The sequence below is a fragment of the Pseudomonas sp. DP-17 genome (genome assembly GCF_022380625.1).
GTDB classification, from domain to species: domain Bacteria; phylum Pseudomonadota; class Gammaproteobacteria; order Pseudomonadales; family Pseudomonadaceae; genus Pseudomonas; species Pseudomonas nitroreducens_A.
The window spans coordinates 104,975-122,367 of record NZ_JAKSXG010000013.1 but is presented as its reverse complement, the minus strand read 5'-3'; the positions used below and the strand labels follow the sequence as shown (position 1 = coordinate 122,367).

Sequence of the window (17,393 nt, the reverse complement as noted above, 5' to 3'; positions counted from 1 at the left end):
CAAAGCGCGCTTTATAGGCCTTTGCCATCAACTTGTCATTCATTTGTGCCTATCGCAGCGTTGTGCCAAGCATGTCTCAGATCGATCAAAGTCAGCGTTTCCTGTTCGACAACACCGATGTTCGCGGTGAGCTGGTGGAGCTGGAACGCAGCTTCGCCGAAGTGCTGGCCAAGCATCCCTATCCGCAGCCGGTCGCCCAGCTGCTGGGAGAAATGCTAGCTGCCGCCGCGCTGTTGTGCGGCACCCTCAAGTTCGACGGCCTGCTGGTGTTGCAGGCGCGCTCCAGCGGCGCCGTGCCGCTGCTGATGGTCGAATGCTCCAGCGATCGCGAAGTGCGTGGCCTGGCCCGCTACGACGCGGACGCCATTGGCGATACCGCCGGCCTCGCCGAGCTGATGCCCCATGGCGTGCTGACCCTCACGGTCGACCCGAAGAACGGCAAGCGCTACCAGGGCATCGTGCCGCTGGAAGGCGCGACCCTGGCGGACTGCCTGTCGACCTATTTCGCCACGTCCGAGCAGCTGCCGACCCGTTTCTGGCTCAATGCCGACAGCCGTCGCGCCCGTGGCCTGCTGCTGCAGCAGTTGCCGGCCGACCGCCAGCGCGACGCGGAATCGCGGGAAGCGGCCTGGCAGCACGTCACCACCCTGGCCGACACCCTGACCGCCGAGGAACTGCTGGGCCTGGACAACGCCACCGTGCTGCACCGCCTGTTCCACGAGGATGACGTCCGTGTGTTCGATCCGCAGCCGCTGGTGTTCCGCTGCAGTTGCTCGCGGGAACGCTCGGCCAACGCGCTGGTCAGTCTTGGGCAGGAAGACGCCGAGCGCCTGCTGGCCGAGGAGGATGGCGAGATCGTCATCGACTGCCAGTTCTGCAACCAGCGCTATCGCTTCGACGGCTCCGACGTTGCCCAGCTGTTCTCGGGTGGCGGAAGCCAGACACCGTCAGAAACCCGCCATTGACCGCATCGATTTGTCCGATAGCCGAACCAATGGCGCTCTCGCCAGATCAGAGGCTGCACGAGAACAGTTCTTTTCTGGCATAATCCCGCGACTTTTTTCCGCGGTAGTGGGAATAGAAAGTCACTACGCAATGTTTGGAGGACTCGGCTTCGGCCGACGGGGACCCACATGACGCAAGCCAATAAAGCCGTTTACACCGACATCAGCGTTGCCCAACTGGTCGAGGAAGCCATTCGCCGCGGCGAAGGCGAACTCGCCGACAACGGCTCGCTGGTCGTTCGTACCGGCCACCGCACCGGCCGCTCGCCTGCCGACCGTTTCATCGTCGAAGAGCCGGGCAGCAAGGATTCCATCGCTTGGGGCGCCATCAACCGTCCGTTCCCGGCCGACAAGTTCGATGCCCTGTGGGACCGTGTCCAGGCCTTCAACAACGCCCAGGACCACTTCGTATCCCACGTCCATGTAGGCTCGGCCCACGACCACTACCTGGCCGTGAAGATGACCACTGCCACCGCCTGGCAGAACCTGTTCGGCCGTGCCCTGTTCATCGAGCCCGAGCAGTACAACCCGGCCGGCCGCGAAGAGTGGCAGGTCCTCAACGTCGCCAACTTCGAGTGCGTGCCCGAGCGTGACGGCACCAACTCCGATGGCTGTGTGATCCTCAACTTCGCCCAGAAGAAGGTGCTGATCGCCGGCATGCGCTATGCCGGTGAGATGAAGAAGGCCATGTTCGGCGTGCAGAACTACCTGCTGCCGGAGAAAGACGTGCTGCCGATGCACTGCGCCGCCAACATCGGCGAAGCCGGCGACGTGACCCTGTTCTTCGGTCTGTCGGGCACCGGCAAGACCACCCTGTCCGCCGATGAAAGCCGCTACCTGATCGGCGACGACGAGCACGGCTGGGGCGAAGGCGTTGTGTTCAACATCGAAGGCGGTTGCTATGCCAAGTGCATCGACCTGTCCGAGAAGAACGAGCCGGTCATCTGGAAAGCCATCAAGTTCGGCGCCGTGCTGGAAAACGTCGTCCTCGACGAGAACCGCACCCCGGACTACGCCGATGACAGCCTGACCCAGAACTCCCGCGCGGCCTACCCGCTGGAGAACGTCGAGAAGCGTTCCGAGAAGAACCTCGGCGGCGAACCGAATGCCGTGATCTTCCTGACCTGCGACCTGACCGGCGTTCTGCCGCCGGTGTCGATCCTGAACAACGAACAGGCGGCCTACCACTTCCTGTCCGGCTACACCGCGCTGGTGGGTTCCACCGAAATGGGTTCGGGCGGCGGCATCAAGTCGACCTTCTCCACCTGCTTCGGCGCACCGTTCTTCCCGCGTCCGGCCGGCGTCTACGCCGAGCTGCTGATCAAGCGCATCAAGGCCTTCGGCTCCAAGGTCTACCTGGTCAACACCGGCTGGACCGGCGGTGGCTACGGCGTTGGCAAGCGCTTCAACATCCCGACCACCCGTGGCGTGATCGCTGCCATCCAGAGCGGTGCTCTGATCGGCGCCGAGACCGAGCACCTGGACATCATCAACCTGGACGTGCCCAAGGCCGTTCCGGGCGTCGAGACCGTCCTGCTCAACCCGCGCAACACCTGGGAAGACAAGGCTGCCTACGACGAAGCCGCCAAGGGCCTGGCCAGCAAGTTCATCGAGAACTTCAAGAAGTTCGACGTGAGCGAAGCCATCAAGAACGCCGGCCCGCAGCTGTAAGCGAGCCCGTTCTGGAAAGAGCCGCCTTCGGGCGGCTTTTTCATTGGTGCCTCGGAACGGTCCTGCTCCAAGGTGCTCTTCGTAGGAGCGAGCTTGCTCGCGAACCGGAGTTGGGCTGTTCGCGAGCAAGCTCGCTCCTACAATGGACGTCCCTAGGCTCACGGGATCGTCCATGACAGGCAAGGGAGTTATCCACATGTACGACACCCTCGAACGCGTCTTCGGCTTCCGCCAGTTCCGCCCCGGCCAGGAGGCGGCGGTCAGTGCGGTGCTCGCCGGGCGCTCGGCGGCGGCGATCTTCCCCACCGGCTCGGGCAAGTCGCTGTGCTACCAGCTGCCGGCGCTGCTGTTGCCGCACCTGACCCTGGTGGTCTCGCCGCTGCTGGCGCTGATGCAGGACCAGTTGGCCTTCCTCGCCCGTCACGGTATTGCCGCCGCCAGCATCGATTCGGCGCAGAGCCGTGAGCAGACCGCGCAGACCATGGCGCGGGCGCGCAGCGGCGAGTTGAAGGTGCTGATGATCTCGGTGGAGCGCCTGAAGAACGAGCGCTTCCGCAACTTCATCAGTGAGGTGCCGATTTCCCTGCTGGTGGTGGACGAGGCGCACTGCATCTCCGAATGGGGCCACAACTTCCGCCCTGACTACCTGAAGCTGCCGGACTACCAGAAGCAGTTCCGCATACCCCAGGTATTGCTGCTGACCGCCACGGCGACGCCGGCGGTGATCGCGGACATGCGCAGCAAATTTGCCATCGCCGAGACTGATGTGGTCACCACCGGCTTCTACCGCGCCAACCTCGATCTGCAGGTCGAGCCGGTGGCCAGCGCCGCCCGCCGTGCGCGGCTGGTGCAGTGGCTGGGCGAGCGCGCCGGGCAGCCGGCCATCGTCTACGTCACCCAGCAGAAGACCGCCGAGGAAGTCGCCGCGCACCTGGCCGAGCGCGGCATTCCCGCCTGCGCTTACCACGCCGGGATGGAACACCCGGAGCGCGAGGGCATCCAGCGCCGCTTCATGGAGGGCCGGCTGAACTGCATCGTCGCCACCATTGCCTTCGGCATGGGCATCGACAAGAGCAACATCCGCCAGGTTGTGCATTACGACCTGCCCAAGTCGCTGGAGAACTACAGCCAGGAGATCGGCCGCGCCGGCCGTGACGGCCAGCGCTCGGAATGCCTGGTGCTGGCCAACCGCGACAGCCTCAATGTGCTGGAGAACTTCGTCTACGGCGACACGCCCGAGCGCGAAGGCATCCGCCTGGTGCTGGAGGAGATTCGCCAGGCGCCGAACGCGCAGTGGGAAACCATGCTGGTGCCATTGTCCGACCAGTCAAACATTCGCCAGCTGCCGCTGAAAACACTACTGGTGCAGCTGGAGCTACGCGGCATCATCGCTCCGCGTTTCGCCTATTTCGCCGAATATCGCTACAAGCTTCTGATAGATTCCACCGAGCTGCTGGGGCATTTCGAAGGTGAGCGGCGGCAGTTCGTCGATGCCATCCTCACCACCTCGGCCCGCGCCAGGACCTGGGCGACACTGGATTTCGATGCTCTCTACAGCCGCCACGGCGCCGAGCGCGCGCGGGTGGTGAAGGCGCTGGACTACTTCCAGGAGCGCGGCTGGGTGGAGCTGGAAAGCAAGCAGATGACCGAGGTCTACTCGATACGCGACGCGACCTTCGCTGTGGACGAGTTGAGCGACGAACTGCACCGCTACTTCAAGCGCCACGAAGACAGCGAGATCGCCCGCATCGGCGCCATGCTTGAATTGCTCGGCAGCGCGGAGTGCCTGAGCTGGCGCCTGGCCCAGTACTTCGGCGACCAGCAGGCGCCGCGCCACTGCGGGCACTGCTCGGTCTGCGCCGGCCGCATCGCCCGGCTGCCGGAGCCGCCCGCGCTGCCGCCGCTGGACGGGCAGTCGCTGCACAATCGCTGCGCCGCCTTCCTGGAGAAATACCGCAGCGCCCGAGGTCTTGCGCCCAGCGCCGACTGCGTGACGCGCTTCCTCTGCGGCATCAGCGTGCCGGCTTTCACCCGCCTGCGCGCCCGCACGCTGCCGGGCTACGCGACGCTGGAGGACTACCCCTACGCCCAGGTGCGCGACTGGGTGCAGGCGCAACTGTGATCGCCTGCAGACGTCGGGGCCACGCACGACTAAAGGTCGGCGTGATGCCGGCGGGGCTCCTTGTAGGGTGAGGGGAGGAAATTCCTCCTAGACTCACCAGGCACTGCCTGCCTACCGGCCGAGGAGCCCCCGCATGTCCGTCGAGCACCTGGATGTACTGATCATCGGCGCCGGCCTGTCCGGCATTGGCGCCGCCTGTCACCTGCAGAAGCAGTGTCCCGGCAAGTCCTACGCCATCCTCGAAGGCCGCGAGGCCATGGGCGGTACCTGGGACCTGTTCCGCTACCCCGGCATCCGCTCCGACTCGGACATGTACACCCTGGGCTACAACTTCAAGCCCTGGACGGACCCCAAGGCCATCGCCGACGGCCCGTCGATCCTCAGCTACATCCGCGAGACCGCCCGCGAATACCGTGTCGAGGACAAGGTGCGCTACCGCCACCGCGTGCTCAAGGCCGACTGGGACAGCGCCAGTGCGCGCTGGAACCTCACCGTGCAGCGTGGCGACGAGGACGAGCCGGTGCGCATGAGTGCGCAGTTCCTCTTCATGTGCACCGGTTACTACCGCTACGACGCCGGCTACACCCCGGACTTCCCCGGGCGCGAGAGCTTCGCCGGGCAGGTCATCCACCCGCAGCTGTGGCCGGAGAATTTCGACTACAGCGGCAAGCGCGTCGTGGTGATCGGCAGCGGCGCGACCGCCGTCACGCTGATCCCCTCGCTGACCGACAAGGCCGCCCACGTCACCATGCTGCAGCGCTCGCCGTCGTATGTGATCACCCTGCCGGCGAAGGACCCGATCTCCAACTTCCTGCGTCACTTCCTGCCGGAGAAGTGGGTGTACCGTCAGGCGCGGGCGCGCAACGTGACCATGCAGATGATCTTCTTCATGGCCTCCAAGGCGTTCCCCGGCGCGGTGCGCAAGCTCATGCTCAAGCTGGCCAACCTGCAGCTGGGCAAGGATTTCGACATGCGCCATTTCAGCCCGCGCTACAAACCGTGGGATGAGCGCGTGTGCTGCGTGCCAGACGGAGACCTGTTCAAGGCGCTGCGCCAGGGCCGCGCCTCGGTGGTCACCGACCACATCGAGCGCTTCACCGAGAAAGGCATCCTGCTCAAGTCCGGGCAGGTGCTGGAAGCGGACGTGATCGTCACCGCCACCGGGCTGGACCTGGTGATGTTCGGCGGTGCGGAACTGGCCATCGATGGCAGGCCCTTCGACGTCACCCAGAGCATGGGCTACCGCGGCATCATGCTGCGCGACCTGCCCAACCTCGCCGCCATCGTCGGCTACACCAACGCCAGCTGGACGCTCAAGGCCGACCTTTCCAGCGAATACTTCTGTCGCCTGATCAACCACCTCGACGCCATCGGCATGCGCCAGTGCACGCCGCGCCAGACGCACGGTTCGGTGAAGGAAGAGCCCTTCCTCAACCTCAACTCCGGCTATATCCAGCGCGCCGCCGACCGCATGCCCAAGCAGGGCGACCGCACGCCGTGGAAGCTCTACCAGAACTACGCGCTGGACCTCGCCCTGCTGCGCTTCGGCAAGGTCGAGGATGGTTATCTGAGCTTCACCTCGCCCAAGCAGCGCCACGCCGCGGCGGCACCGGTGGAAGCGCTGGAGAGCTGATACTCGCGACGGCGCTCGAGGTGACGGGCGCCGTTTCATCGACAGTCTGGATAGACATTATCGATACGCCGCTCTGCAACGCAGCGTCCTCCCGGCTTACCATGCGCGCCATTCCCGTCCATGCCAGCCAGAGGATTTTTCCATGCTGATCGAAGATGCCATCCGCAGCCGCCGTTCCATTCGTGGTTTCGACACTTCCTACGTGATGAGCCGCGAGGAGAAGGACGCCCTGCTGCAGCAGGCGCTGCTCGCTCCCACCTCCTTCAACCTGCAGCACGTGCGCCTGGTGGAAGTCAGCGATCCGCAGCTGCGTGCACAAATCCGCGAAGCCGGCTGGGACCAGGTGCAGATGACCGACGCCTCGATGCTGGTGATCGTCTGCGCGCAGGTCGACAGCTGGGAGAAGAACGCCGAACGCGTGTGGGACGGCGCCCCGGCTGAAGTGAAGAACTACATGGTCGGCGCCATCGACGGCTACTACAGAGGCAAACCGCAGACCCAGCGCGACGAAGCCATGCGCAGCAGTGGCCTGGTGGCCCAGACCCTGATGCTCGCCGCCCGTGGCCGCGGCCTGGACAGCGTTCCCATGGTCGGCTTCGACTTCGACGCCGTGGGCAAGCTGATCAACCTGCCGGCCAACCATGTGATCGGCCTGATGATCGCCGTGGGCAAACAGGCGGTGGAAGCTAAACCGCGCATCGGCCGACTGCCGCTGGAAGAGACGATCATTCGCGATCGTTTCTGATCCTCACGAAACGCGCCTCCGGGCGCGTTTTCTCTTGCTCTTCGTAGGATGGGTATCGCTCCGCTCCACCCATCCTACGTCGTGCTTCGTATTACTCGGGAGCGGAGTCCGCTATCCGTTCGATCAGCCATTGCAACGCCGTATCCCGTTCGCGCTGGGCGAGATACACCAGCTCCAGGTGAAACTGCCCCACGTCGAATGGCAGCTCCAAGACCTGCAACGGCAGCAACTCGGCAAAGTACAGGGCCAGCCGTGTCGGCAGCACCGTCAGCAGATCCGTGGTTGCCACCAGGTGCGCCGCCTGCAGGTAGTTCGGCGTGGTGTAGGCGATTTCCCGCTTGAGTCCCTGGCTGGCCAGCCACTGGTCGACCATGCCCTTGGTCTGCCCGCCGGAGACCCACAGGTGCCGCTGGCGGAGGAAGGTCTCCAGATCGATCCCGCCGTCTACCTGCGGATGTCCGCGCCGGGCCAGCAGGCGCAGCGTCTCGCTCGCCCAGGGGCGGCGCTGGAAGCGTGCCGGCAGCTCCTCGAAGCGCCCCAGCACCAGGTCGAGGTTGCCCTTGTCCAGCGCCTCGGCGGGCAGCGTCGGGGTCAGGTGCTGGATCGTGAGGCCAATGCCCGCAGCCAATGCCCCCACCCTTTGGAGCAGGTGCGGCATGCACAGTGCCTCGGCATAGTCGGTCAGCGCCAGGGTGAAGCGCTGACGGCTGCGCGCCGGGTCGAAGGTATCGCCGCCGGCCAGGCTCTGGCCGATGCGCTGCAGGGCGTCGCGGATCGGCGCTTCCAGCTCCAGTGCCCGCGGCGTCGGCTGCATCGCACGGCCCACGCGCACCAGCAGCGGGTCATCGAGCAGTTCACGCAGGCGGTTGAGCGCGTTGCTCACCGCCGGCTGGCTCAGCGACAGGCGCTCCGCCGCACGGGAGACGTTGCGTTCGCGCAGCAGCGCATCCAGCACCCGCAGCAGGTTGAGGTCGAAGGTATTCATATTCATCGGCTGAATGCCACTTATCACAACTCAAAATTTCAAAAATAGTACCGCCTTCCCTAAGGTGAGTGGTCTTCAAACGAGCGTTTCAGGCTGACAAGAGGAACAACATGAGCCAGAACATCCGCATCGCCAGCGCCGCCGTCATCGGCGCCGGCACCATGGGCCGGGGCATTGCCATGTGTCTGGCGAACGCCGGCGTGCAGGTCCTGTGGCTGGACAACAACCCGCAGATGCTCACCCAGGCCCTCGGCGCCGTGGCCGATACCTACGCCCACAACGTGCGCCAGGGCCGCATCGACGAGGCCGAAGCCGCCCGCCGCCGTGCGCGCATCTCCCAGGTGGCGAACTATGCGGCGATCCGCGAGGTGGACCTGGTGATCGAGGCGGTGTACGAGAACCTCGAGCTCAAGCAGTCGATCTTCCGCGAGCTGGATGCGGCGCTGAAACCCTCGGCGATCCTGGCTTCCAACACCTCCTACCTGGATGTCGACGCGATTGCCGCAGTGACCTCGCGGCCATCCCAGGTGCTCGGCCTGCACTTCTTCAGCCCGGCGCACATCATGAAGCTGCTGGAGATCGTGCGCGGCGCGAAGACCGCTCCCGCCGTGCTCGAAGCAGCCCTGGAACTGGGCGAGCGCATGGGCAAGGTCAGCGTGGTGGCCGGCAACTGCCATGGCTTCATTGGCAACCGCATGCTGGAGAAGTACGTCCAGGAGTCGCGCCGGCTGATCCTCGAAGGCTCGCTGCCGCACCAGGTGGACGCAGCGATCCAGGGCTTCGGCTTCGCCATGGGGCCGTTCCGCATGTTCGACGTAGTCGGCATCGACCTCGAGTGGCGCGCCCGCGAGCTGGCCGGCAAGGGCCAGGACGCGCCGACCGTGCAGGTGGACAACCGCCTGTGCGAGATGGGCCGCTTCGGCCAGAAGAGTGGCAACGGCTTCTACCACTACGAGCCGGGCAGCCGCCAGGCCGAGCACGACCCGGAAGTCGACGCCCTGGTAGTGCGCGAATCCGAGCGTTTGGGCTACCAGCGCCGCGAAATCGGCGCCGAGGAAATCCTCGAGCGCTGCCTGCTGGCGCTGGTCAACGAAGGCGCGAAGATCCTCGACGAAGGCATCGCCTCTACCAGCGCCGACATCGACACCGTTTACCTCAATGGTTATGGCTTCCCCAAGGACAAGTCCGGCCCAATGGCTTGGGCCGATTCCCAGGGCCTGCAGAGCGTGCTGGCACGCCTGCGTGACCTGGCCGGCGAGCACGGCGCGCACTGGCAGCCGGCCGCGCTGATCGAGCGCCTGGCCGCCGCCAATGGCCGCTTCGCCGACGTAAAACAGGAGCACTGAACATGAGTTACCAGGCACCCCTGCGCGACATGCGCTTCGTCCTTCACGAGCTGTTCGATGTCAGTGCCCACTGCGAGCTGCTGGGCAACGGCCTCGACCGCGAGCTGATCGACGGCGTGCTGGAAGAAGGCGCGCGCTACACCGGCGAAGTGGTCGCCCCGCTGAACCGCAACAGCGACGAGCAGGGCGCAACCCTGCTCAACGGCGAAGTCACTACCCCGGAGGGTTTCCGAGAGGCTTACCGGCAGTATTGCGACAACGGCTGGGCGAGCATGACCGGGCCGACCGAGTTCGGCGGCCAGGGCTTCGCGCAGATGGTTTCGGCCAGCTTCCATGAGATGCTGATGGCCGCGTCACTGTCTTTCCGCGTCTATTCCGGCCTGACCGAAGGCGCGGTGCTGGCGCTGTACAAGCACGGCGCGCCGGAGTTGCAGCGCGACTACCTGGCGAAGATGGTCAGCGGCGTGTGGAGCGGCACCATGTGCCTCACCGAGCCCCAGGCCGGCACCGACCTGGCCCTGCTGCGCACCCGCGCCGAGCCGCAGGCGGACGGGAGCTACCGTGTCAGTGGCAGCAAGATCTTCATCAGCGGCGGCGAGCAGGACCTCTCCGAGAACATCGTCCACCTGGTACTGGCGCGCCTGCCGGATGCGCCGGCCGGGGTGAAGGGCATCAGCCTGTTCCTCGTGCCCAAGTTCATCGCCAACGCCGACGGAACACCGGGCGCGCGCAACTCCCTGAGCTGCGGCGCCATCGAGCACAAGATGGGTATCAAGGGCGCGTCTACCTGCGTGATGAACTTCGACGGCGCCACCGGCTGGCTGATCGGCCAGGCCAACCAGGGCCTGGCGTGCATGTTCACCATGATGAACGATGCGCGCTTCCAGGTCGGCCTGCAGGGCCTGGGTATTGCCGAGCGCTCCTGCCAGGGCGCGCTGGCCTACGCCCGCGAACGTCTGCAATCCCGTGCGCTGACCGGTGCAGCCGAGCCGTCCAAGGCCGCCGACCCGATCATCGTCCACCCGGATGTAAGGCGCATGCTGCTGACCCAGAAGACCCTCACCGAAGGTTGCCGGATGGTGTCCGCGCTCTGCGCCCGCGAACTGGACCTGGAGCACGGCCATCCCGAGGCGGACGCCCGCAAGGCGGCAAGCAAGCGCGCGGCGCTGCTGATCCCCATCGTGAAGTCGTTCTTCACCGATGTCGGCCAGGAGGTCTCCAGCCTTGGCGTGCAGGTCTACGGCGGCCACGGCTACATCCGCGAGTGGGGCATGGAGCAGCTGATGCGCGACAGCCGCATCACCCAGATCTACGAAGGCACCAATGGCATCCAGGCGCTCGACCTGATCCGCCGCAAGCTGCTGGGCGACGGCGGTGCGGAGCTGAGCGCGCTGATCGGCGAACTGGTGGCTGTCTGCGAAACCGTCGGTGCGCGCACTGAACTGGCGGGCCTGGCGGAAACCGTGCGCCAACGCCTGCTGGAGTGGCGCAGCCTGACCGACGACGTGATCGCCGCCTGCCAGCGCGACCCGCAGGAAATCGGTGCTACTTCGGTGGACTTCCTGCAGTACTGCTCCTACGTGCTGCTCGCCGGACTCTGGGTGCAGGCTGCCGGCGTGGCCCAGGCGAAGCTGGCGGCCGGCGAGGGCGACGCGGACTTCTACCGCGCCAAGCTCGCCAGCGCCGAGTTCTACGTCAAGCGCATCCTGCCGCGCGCCAGCATGCACCGCGAAGCCCTGCTGGGTGGAGCGGATTGCCTGATGGGGCTGGATGCGGAGCACTTTGCTTTCTGATGCCCGGTTCAGGTGCCGCGCTCTTGCCCGCAGCGGGCACAGAAGCGCGCCTGGGGTGCCAGTCCATCGCCACAGCCTGAGCACAGGGTGGGTTTCTGGGAGGCGCCGCAGCGCTGGCAATAGAGGGCGTCCGGCGTAATGGCCGCCCGGCATTGCGCGCAGGGCGTGGTCGGTGCTGCCGCCGGTCGTGGCGGCGCATCCCGACAGTCCGGCGCATCGTAGTTGCCGTGGCCGCCGCCATGACGGCCGCCGTACCCGCGGCGACCATGATGCCCACCCATCATCAAACGTTCGAGCCAACCCATGATGTACCTCCAGTTTCCCGTCGTGGGGTGGAGTCATTGAGCAGCCTGTAGTTGCTACAGGGTCAAGGTTCGGGAGTGTGAGCGGAGATTTCGCCAAAGAGCGTCCAAGAAAAAACGCCGCGCCGGTTATCCCGGAGCGGCGTTTTTTCTTGAGCGGTAACAGGCTCAGGCCCGTTCCCACACTTCGAACGCGTAGGCCGGCGTCTCGCCTTCCGCGTCGTGCTCGATGCTCGACGCCAGGTGCCACTGGCTCGTGTTCACTTCCGGGAAGTGCGCATCGCCTTCCGGGCTCAGACCCACGCGGGTCAGGTACAGGCGTTCGGCGCGGCCCAGGGCTTCACCGTAGAGTTGCGCACCGCCGATCAGCATCAGCTCGTCGGCTTCCTCTTCCCTGGCCCACTGCTCGGCGCGCTCCAGGGCGGCGTCGAGGCTGGTGAAGACTTCCGCGCCTTCGAGCTTGAGGCCCGCCTGGCGGGTGACCACGATGTTCAGCCGACCCGGCAGCGGACGGCCCAGCGAGTCCCAGGTCTTGCGGCCCATGATCACCGGCTTGCCCAGGGTCATCGCCTTGAAGTGCTTGAGGTCCTGCGGCAGGTGCCAGGGCAGGCGGTTGTCGACGCCGATCACGCGGTTCTCGGCAAGGGCGGCGATCATCGCCAGGGGCAGGGCTTCGGACATCGTGACTCCAGTGGTGAACATCAGCGGGAACTCCCGTTGCCAGAGGATACCAGTCGCACCTCCCCGGTGGGACCGGAGGGCGGAACGCGCATGAAGAAGGTGCCGTCTTCGTTGACCTGGGTGATGCCAGTGGCCAGTACCTTGCGGTAGTCCTTGAGGTTGAAGGCCAGCGTCTGGTCCGGTTGCTCGGCCTTGAGCAGCACCTGGGAATAAGTGATGAGGATCTCGAAGATCTTCAGGTCGCCCGACTGCAGCCAGATGTACGACTGACCGGCCTGGCGCGGCGGTTCGAAGGCCAGCGAGGCGGCGCCCGGATTGGGCACGAACTTCAGGTGCAGGCCCTTGGCGTCCAGCCAGCTGGATTCGACACGCCCGCCGATGCCCACCAGCGGGAAGACCTGGTGGTAGTTCAGGTGCATCACGTTGTCCTGCAGCACCGCGCCGGGGCGCTCCAGTGTCACCAGCGAATCCAGGCGCAGGCCCACCAGGCTCATGGCGCCGTAGCTGGGCACGCCGAGCACCTTCACGCTGTCGGGCTGGTAGTCGAGGTTGTCGCCGTCGAGCTTCACCGTGCCGGAGAGCTTGAGCGGCAGCCAGGGCCCGACACCCAGCGGCTGCACCTCGCCGGAGACCAGCAGGCGGTCGCCTTCGACGCTGAGCTTGAAGTCGCGCAGCATGGTTTCCGGGTAGGCGAGGATGTGCTGGTTGAACAGGTTGGCGAGCTGCTCGGGGCTGAGTATCACCTCGCCCTCGGAGACCTCGATGCGCATAGCCTGCGGGCGGTCGAAGTCGATCGGCTCGCCGGCCTTGAGTGGCACCAGCCAGCCCTTGAGCTGCGGGCTGTGGAAGCCGACGCCGCCCTGGAAATACATGTCCACGTTATTGAGCAGGATGCCCACGCCGTCCTGGCCGGAATCACGCAGTCCGCCGGGGCGGCTGGCCTTGAATTCCGGTGCCGGCGGCGTCTGCTGGAACCAGCCCTGGCGCAGCACGCCCAGTTCGCGCTGCTGCTTGTCGATGGCGCTCTCGGCGGCAGCCTGGCCGGCCAGCGCGAGGCAGAGCAGGGAGGCGAGGAGGGTTCTCATAGGGCTTTCTCCTCCGGGGCGGGCGCTTTGACCGGCGAGACCGCGATGTGCACCATGCCGTCCTCGCGCAGGCGGATTTCGCCGTACTGCAGCTGGCGGCGGTAGTCGTAGAGGTTGAACAGCAGCGGTGCGTCGGGGCTCAGGCTGGTGAACAGCGCGTAGGCCTTCACCAGAATGGTCCGCGCCATCTTGATGTCGCCGCCCTCGATGAACATGTAGCTCTGTGGCGCCTTGAGCTGCGGCCATTTCAGCTCGGCCAGGTCGCTGCCCAGCAGCAGGTCCATGCCGCCGTCGGCCAGCTTCAGGCTGCGGACGGTGAAGTCCAGGCGCGGCGGCGGGAACAGGCCGTCGAGGTCGACCAGGATACGGTTGCCGATCAGCTGCATGTGCGCGGTGTGCAACTGCAGCACTTCGGACATCTCGATGGAGGCGGCGGTCAGCGAGGGCGTGACGTCCACGTTGTCGACGAAGATTCGCTGCGGCACCAGTGCCACCTTCAGCGGCCCGGCCTGCTCGATCCCGGTGATCATCCGCAGCGGTCGCCAGCGCCCCTTGCGCAGCAGTTCGCCGTGGACTTCCTGGCCGTCGGCGCGGGTGCTGAGCCTGAGGTTGCGAACCGGCGCCTTGGCGTTGCGCAGCTCCTCGTTGAGCAGACTGGCGAGGGTGGCGTCGGCGACGAAGATATCCCCGGCCTGGATGCGCGCGACCATGGACTTCGGGTCGTCGAGCATCAGCGGCGTGCTGCTACCTGCTACCGGGCTCATCTGGATCAGCATCCTGCGGATGAAGAAGCCGATGTCGTCGTGCAGGCGGAAGTCGGTCTGGCTGATCCACAGTTGCGAGGTGTTGCTGGCGGACTGCCGGGCGCTGACGTCGGCGCCCAGCTGGCGCGGCGGCACCGCCTGCATCAGCGGGGTGTCCGGGCCCCAGTCGGAGGGGCGCACCGGTGGCGTTTCCACCGCCGCCGCGGTGGCGGCGGCGAACAGCAGGGGCAAGGCACTGAGCAGCGAGCGCAGCATGGCGAGGCCTCATTGTTGTTTTTATAGGGGCAGTGCTATCGGCTGAGTCTGAGGCTGGCCGCGCGCGGCGAGAGCCCCTCCTTGGTTTGGTTGACGCCACCGGGTGTTACCGGCGGTGCCGGGACGTGGCGGCGAGCAGCGGTTATCCTTGGTGCCGAATACCGATTGCCGGAGAACCCGTGAGCGAGTCCGCCCTCCAATCCCTGTGGCTGTGCGAGGCCGTGCGCCTGCGCGAGGAACAGGTCGGCCCCCTGGAAGACAGCGAAGCCAACCGCCGCGCCATCGTTGGCGGTGGCGACCTCGCGCAGCGCCTGCAGCACCGCGCGCTGCTGCTGGCCGAACGCGACGGCCAGCGCGCCGCCCTGCGCACCTGGACCCAGGGGGCGCGCCTGTCGATCTACCTGCTGCTGGCCCTGGCGCTGTTCACCGGCGGCGGCCTGGCCTTCGCCGCGCTGGGTGACGGCCAGCGCCCGGTGAATGTGTTCTGGGCCCTGGCCAGCCTGCTCGGCCTGCACCTGCTTACGCTGATGGGCTGGACTCTGGCCTTCTTCGCTGGCGGCGAGGCCGCCGGTGCGCTCGGCCGCCTGTGGCTGTGGCTGAGCGGCAAGCTCGCCCGCGACGCCCAGGCCGCGCAGCTGGGGCCGGCCCTGCTGGTGTTGCTGGACCGCCAGAAGCTGACCCGCTGGGCGCTCGGCCTGCTGGTCCACGGCCTGTGGTTCGTCGCACTCACGACCGCGCTGGGCGTGATGCTGGCGCTGCTGGCGACGCGGCGCTACGGCTTCGTCTGGGAAACCACCATCCTCGGCGGCGACACCTTCATCGCCCTGACCCACGGCCTCGGCGCGCTGCCGTCGCTGCTCGGCTTCCCGCAGCCGGATTCGGAGCTGGTGCGCGCCAGCGGCGATGCCCTGGTGGCCAGCGAGAATGCGCGACACGCCTGGGCCGGCTGGCTGGTCGGCATCCTGCTGGTCTACGGCGTACTGCTGCGCGGCGCGCTCTGGCTGCTCTGCCTGTGGCACTGGAAGCGCGGGCGTGCGCAGCTGGCGCTGGACGTCTCGCTGCCCGGCTACGCCTTGCTGCGCGAACGGCTGATGCCGGCCAGCGAGCGCCTGGGTGTCAGCGATGCCGCGCCGGACGAACTGGTCGAGCCGCAGGCGCGAGCACCGGCGTCCACTGCCGACGGCGCGCTGCTGGTCTCCATCGAACTGCTCGACCGGCCGAACTGGCCACCCAAGCTGCCGGAGAACATCGCCAACGCAGGCGACCTCGACGACGGCGCCCAGCGCCGCCGCCTGTTGGAACAACTCACCCGCTACCCGCCGGCGCGCCTGGTGATCGCCTGCGACCCGCGCCGCTCGCCGGATCGCGGCACCCTGGCGCTGATCGCCGAACTCTCGCGCTGCGCCGCTGCGACCCGCGTCTGGCTGCTGCAGGCGCCGGCTGGCGAGGCGCTGGATGCCGAGCGCCTGGGTGACTGGCATGTCGCCGTCGACCGCCTGCAATTGCCGCACACCTCGGCGTCGCCGCTGGGCTGGCTGGAGACCGGGCATGACTGATGCGCTGAAGCTGGCCGTGGTCGGCCACACCAATGTCGGTAAGACTTCCCTGCTGCGCACCCTGACCCGCGATGTCGGTTTCGGCGAGGTGTCCCATCGCCCGAGCACCACGCGCCATGTGGAAGGCGCGCGGCTGTCGGTGGACGGCGAGCCGTTGCTGGAACTGTACGACACGCCGGGCCTGGAGGATGCCATCGCCCTGCGTGACTTCCTCGATGGACTGGAACGCCCCGGCGAGCGCCTGGACGGCCCGGAGAAGCTGCGTCGCTTCCTCGAGGGCAGCGAAGCCCGCGGCCGCTTCGAGCAGGAAGCCAAGGTGGTGCGTCAGTTGTTGGCCTCCGACGCTGGCCTCTACGTGATCGATGCCCGCGAGCCGGTGCTGGCCAAGTACCGCGATGAACTGGCCGTACTCGCCGCCTGCGCGCGCCCGCTGCTGCCGGTGCTCAATTTTGTCGCCAGTCCGCAGCACCGCGAGGAACAGTGGCGCGAGGCGCTGTCGCGTCTTGGACTGCACGCGCTGGTGCGTTTCGACAGCGTGGCGCCGCCGCTGGATGGCGAGCGCCGGCTATACGAAAGCCTGGCTCTGCTGCTGGAGCGTGCGCGCCCGCAGCTGGATCGGCTGGTGGCCGATCACGAAGCCCAGGCCGTGGCCCGCCGCGAGGCCGGTGCGCGGCTGATCGCCGAACTGCTGGTGGATGTTGCCGCCTGCCGCCAACTGGTGCCGGCCGGCGATGCCGCCGTGCGCGCCGCCACCGAGGCGCTGCGCAATCAGGTGCGCAAGCGCGAAGACACTTGTGTGAAGGCGCTGCTCAGCCTCTACGCCTTCCGCAAGGATGATGCCCGCGCAGCTGATCTGCCCCTGCTCGATGGGCGCTGGGGCGATGACCTGTTCAACCCCGAAACCCTGCGCCAACTGGGCATCCGCCTGGGCGGCGGCGTTGCGGCCGGCGCGGCGGCGGGGGCAGGGATCGATCTGCTGGTCGGCGGCCTTACCCTCGGCGCGGCCACTGCGCTGGGCGCCATCGCCGGCGGCGCCTGGCAGACCGTCGGGCACTACGGCCAGCGCCTGCTGGGCAAGCTCAAGGGCAGCCGCGAGCTGTCGGTGGACGACAGCGTGCTGCGTCTGCTGGCGCTACGGCAGCGGCAACTGCTGGCGGCCTTGCAGATGCGCGGGCATGCGGCGGTGGAGGCGATCCAGGTGCAATCGCCCGAAGACAAGCAGTGGCGCGAGGGCAAGTTGCCCGAGGCGCTGCGCAAGGCGCGGGCGCATCCGGAGTGGTCGAGCCTCAATGGTCGCCGACGCAGCGAAAAAACCGAGCGGCAGGAAGCAGTGGCGCAGTTGGCGATCCAGTTGCTCGAGCCGTAGGCACGGTACGGCGGCGGTTCGCGAGCAAGCTCGCTCCTACAGGGGCGCCGCTCTTTTGTAGGCGCGAGCTTGCTCGCGAACCTGC

14 protein-coding genes are annotated in these 17,393 nt (G+C 66.8%); 9 read left to right on the top strand and 5 right to left on the bottom strand.

Features of this window, described 5'->3' with window-relative positions; genetic code table 11:
• Window positions 1-71 precede the first annotated feature (71 nt).
• The 5 genes from hslO to MJ122_RS20800 all read left to right on the top strand — a co-directional run bounded on the left by hslO (window position 72) and on the right by MJ122_RS20800 (window position 7,175).
• Entirely contained in the window at window positions 72-965 is an 894-nt protein-coding gene (gene hslO / locus MJ122_RS20820) for an Hsp33 family molecular chaperone HslO (protein ID WP_088420121.1), read from the top strand.
• Between the two features lie 168 nt (window positions 966-1,133).
• Window positions 1,134-2,675 (top strand): phosphoenolpyruvate carboxykinase, encoded by a 1,542-nt coding sequence (locus tag MJ122_RS20815; protein WP_239745902.1) that lies wholly within the window; start codon window positions 1,134-1,136, stop codon window positions 2,673-2,675.
• Between the two features lie 196 nt (window positions 2,676-2,871).
• Window positions 2,872-4,797 (top strand): ATP-dependent DNA helicase RecQ, encoded by a 1,926-nt coding sequence (locus MJ122_RS20810; protein WP_239745901.1) that lies wholly within the window; start codon window positions 2,872-2,874, stop codon window positions 4,795-4,797.
• A gap of 133 nt (window positions 4,798-4,930) precedes the next feature.
• Window positions 4,931-6,430 carry an NAD(P)/FAD-dependent oxidoreductase gene (locus MJ122_RS20805; RefSeq protein WP_239745900.1) on the top strand — a complete coding sequence of 500 codons (1,500 nt, stop codon included), beginning with the start codon at window positions 4,931-4,933 and terminating at the stop codon, window positions 6,428-6,430.
• Window positions 6,431-6,572: 142 nt separating this feature from the next.
• On the top strand, window positions 6,573-7,175 hold the full coding sequence (locus tag MJ122_RS20800) for a nitroreductase family protein (RefSeq protein ID WP_088420127.1): 603 nt from the start codon (window positions 6,573-6,575) through the stop codon (window positions 7,173-7,175).
• Between the two features lie 91 nt (window positions 7,176-7,266).
• Here MJ122_RS20800 and MJ122_RS20795 read toward each other — a convergent pair whose 3' ends face one another.
• The gene (locus MJ122_RS20795) at window positions 7,267-8,166 is read right to left on the bottom strand and encodes a LysR family transcriptional regulator (protein ID WP_239745899.1); all 900 of its coding nucleotides are present in this window, start codon (window positions 8,164-8,166) and stop codon (window positions 7,267-7,269) included.
• 104 nt (window positions 8,167-8,270) lie between these two features.
• Here MJ122_RS20795 and MJ122_RS20790 point away from each other — a divergent pair, with 104 nt between their 5' ends.
• Both MJ122_RS20790 and MJ122_RS20785 read left to right on the top strand, forming a co-directional pair.
• Window positions 8,271-9,506 carry a 3-hydroxyacyl-CoA dehydrogenase gene (locus MJ122_RS20790; protein WP_239745898.1) on the top strand — a complete coding sequence of 412 codons (1,236 nt, stop codon included), beginning with the start codon at window positions 8,271-8,273 and terminating at the stop codon, window positions 9,504-9,506.
• A gap of 2 nt (window positions 9,507-9,508) precedes the next feature.
• Entirely contained in the window at window positions 9,509-11,299 is a 1,791-nt protein-coding gene (locus MJ122_RS20785) for an acyl-CoA dehydrogenase C-terminal domain-containing protein (RefSeq protein ID WP_239745897.1), read from the top strand.
• Between the two features lie 8 nt (window positions 11,300-11,307).
• Here MJ122_RS20785 and MJ122_RS20780 read toward each other — a convergent pair whose 3' ends face one another.
• The 4 genes from MJ122_RS20780 to MJ122_RS20765 form a co-directional block, all read right to left on the bottom strand.
• Complete coding sequence (locus tag MJ122_RS20780; RefSeq protein ID WP_239745896.1) at window positions 11,308-11,604, bottom strand: zinc ribbon domain-containing protein; 297 nt, start codon at window positions 11,602-11,604, stop codon at window positions 11,308-11,310.
• A 165-nt stretch (window positions 11,605-11,769) separates the two neighbouring features.
• On the bottom strand, window positions 11,770-12,282 hold the full coding sequence (locus MJ122_RS20775) for a dihydrofolate reductase (protein WP_239745895.1): 513 nt from the start codon (window positions 12,280-12,282) through the stop codon (window positions 11,770-11,772).
• 20 nt (window positions 12,283-12,302) lie between these two features.
• Complete coding sequence (locus MJ122_RS20770; protein ID WP_239745894.1) at window positions 12,303-13,367, bottom strand: hypothetical protein; 1,065 nt, start codon at window positions 13,365-13,367, stop codon at window positions 12,303-12,305.
• The gene (locus MJ122_RS20765; protein WP_239745893.1) at window positions 13,364-14,386 is read right to left on the bottom strand and encodes a hypothetical protein; all 1,023 of its coding nucleotides are present in this window, start codon (window positions 14,384-14,386) and stop codon (window positions 13,364-13,366) included. Before MJ122_RS20765 ends, MJ122_RS20770 begins: the two co-directional genes overlap by 4 nt.
• Window positions 14,387-14,565: 179 nt before the next feature.
• Between MJ122_RS20765 and MJ122_RS20760 the strand changes: the two genes are divergently transcribed.
• Together MJ122_RS20760 and MJ122_RS20755 are read left to right on the top strand one after the other, a co-directional pair.
• Window positions 14,566-15,942 (top strand): DUF2868 domain-containing protein, encoded by a 1,377-nt coding sequence (locus MJ122_RS20760; protein ID WP_239745892.1) that lies wholly within the window; start codon window positions 14,566-14,568, stop codon window positions 15,940-15,942.
• Window positions 15,935-17,308, top strand: a complete 1,374-nt coding sequence (locus MJ122_RS20755; RefSeq protein WP_239745891.1) for a GTPase/DUF3482 domain-containing protein — start codon at window positions 15,935-15,937, stop codon at window positions 17,306-17,308. The genes MJ122_RS20760 and MJ122_RS20755 overlap by 8 nt, the downstream gene beginning before the upstream one ends.
• Window positions 17,309-17,393 lie beyond the last annotated feature (85 nt).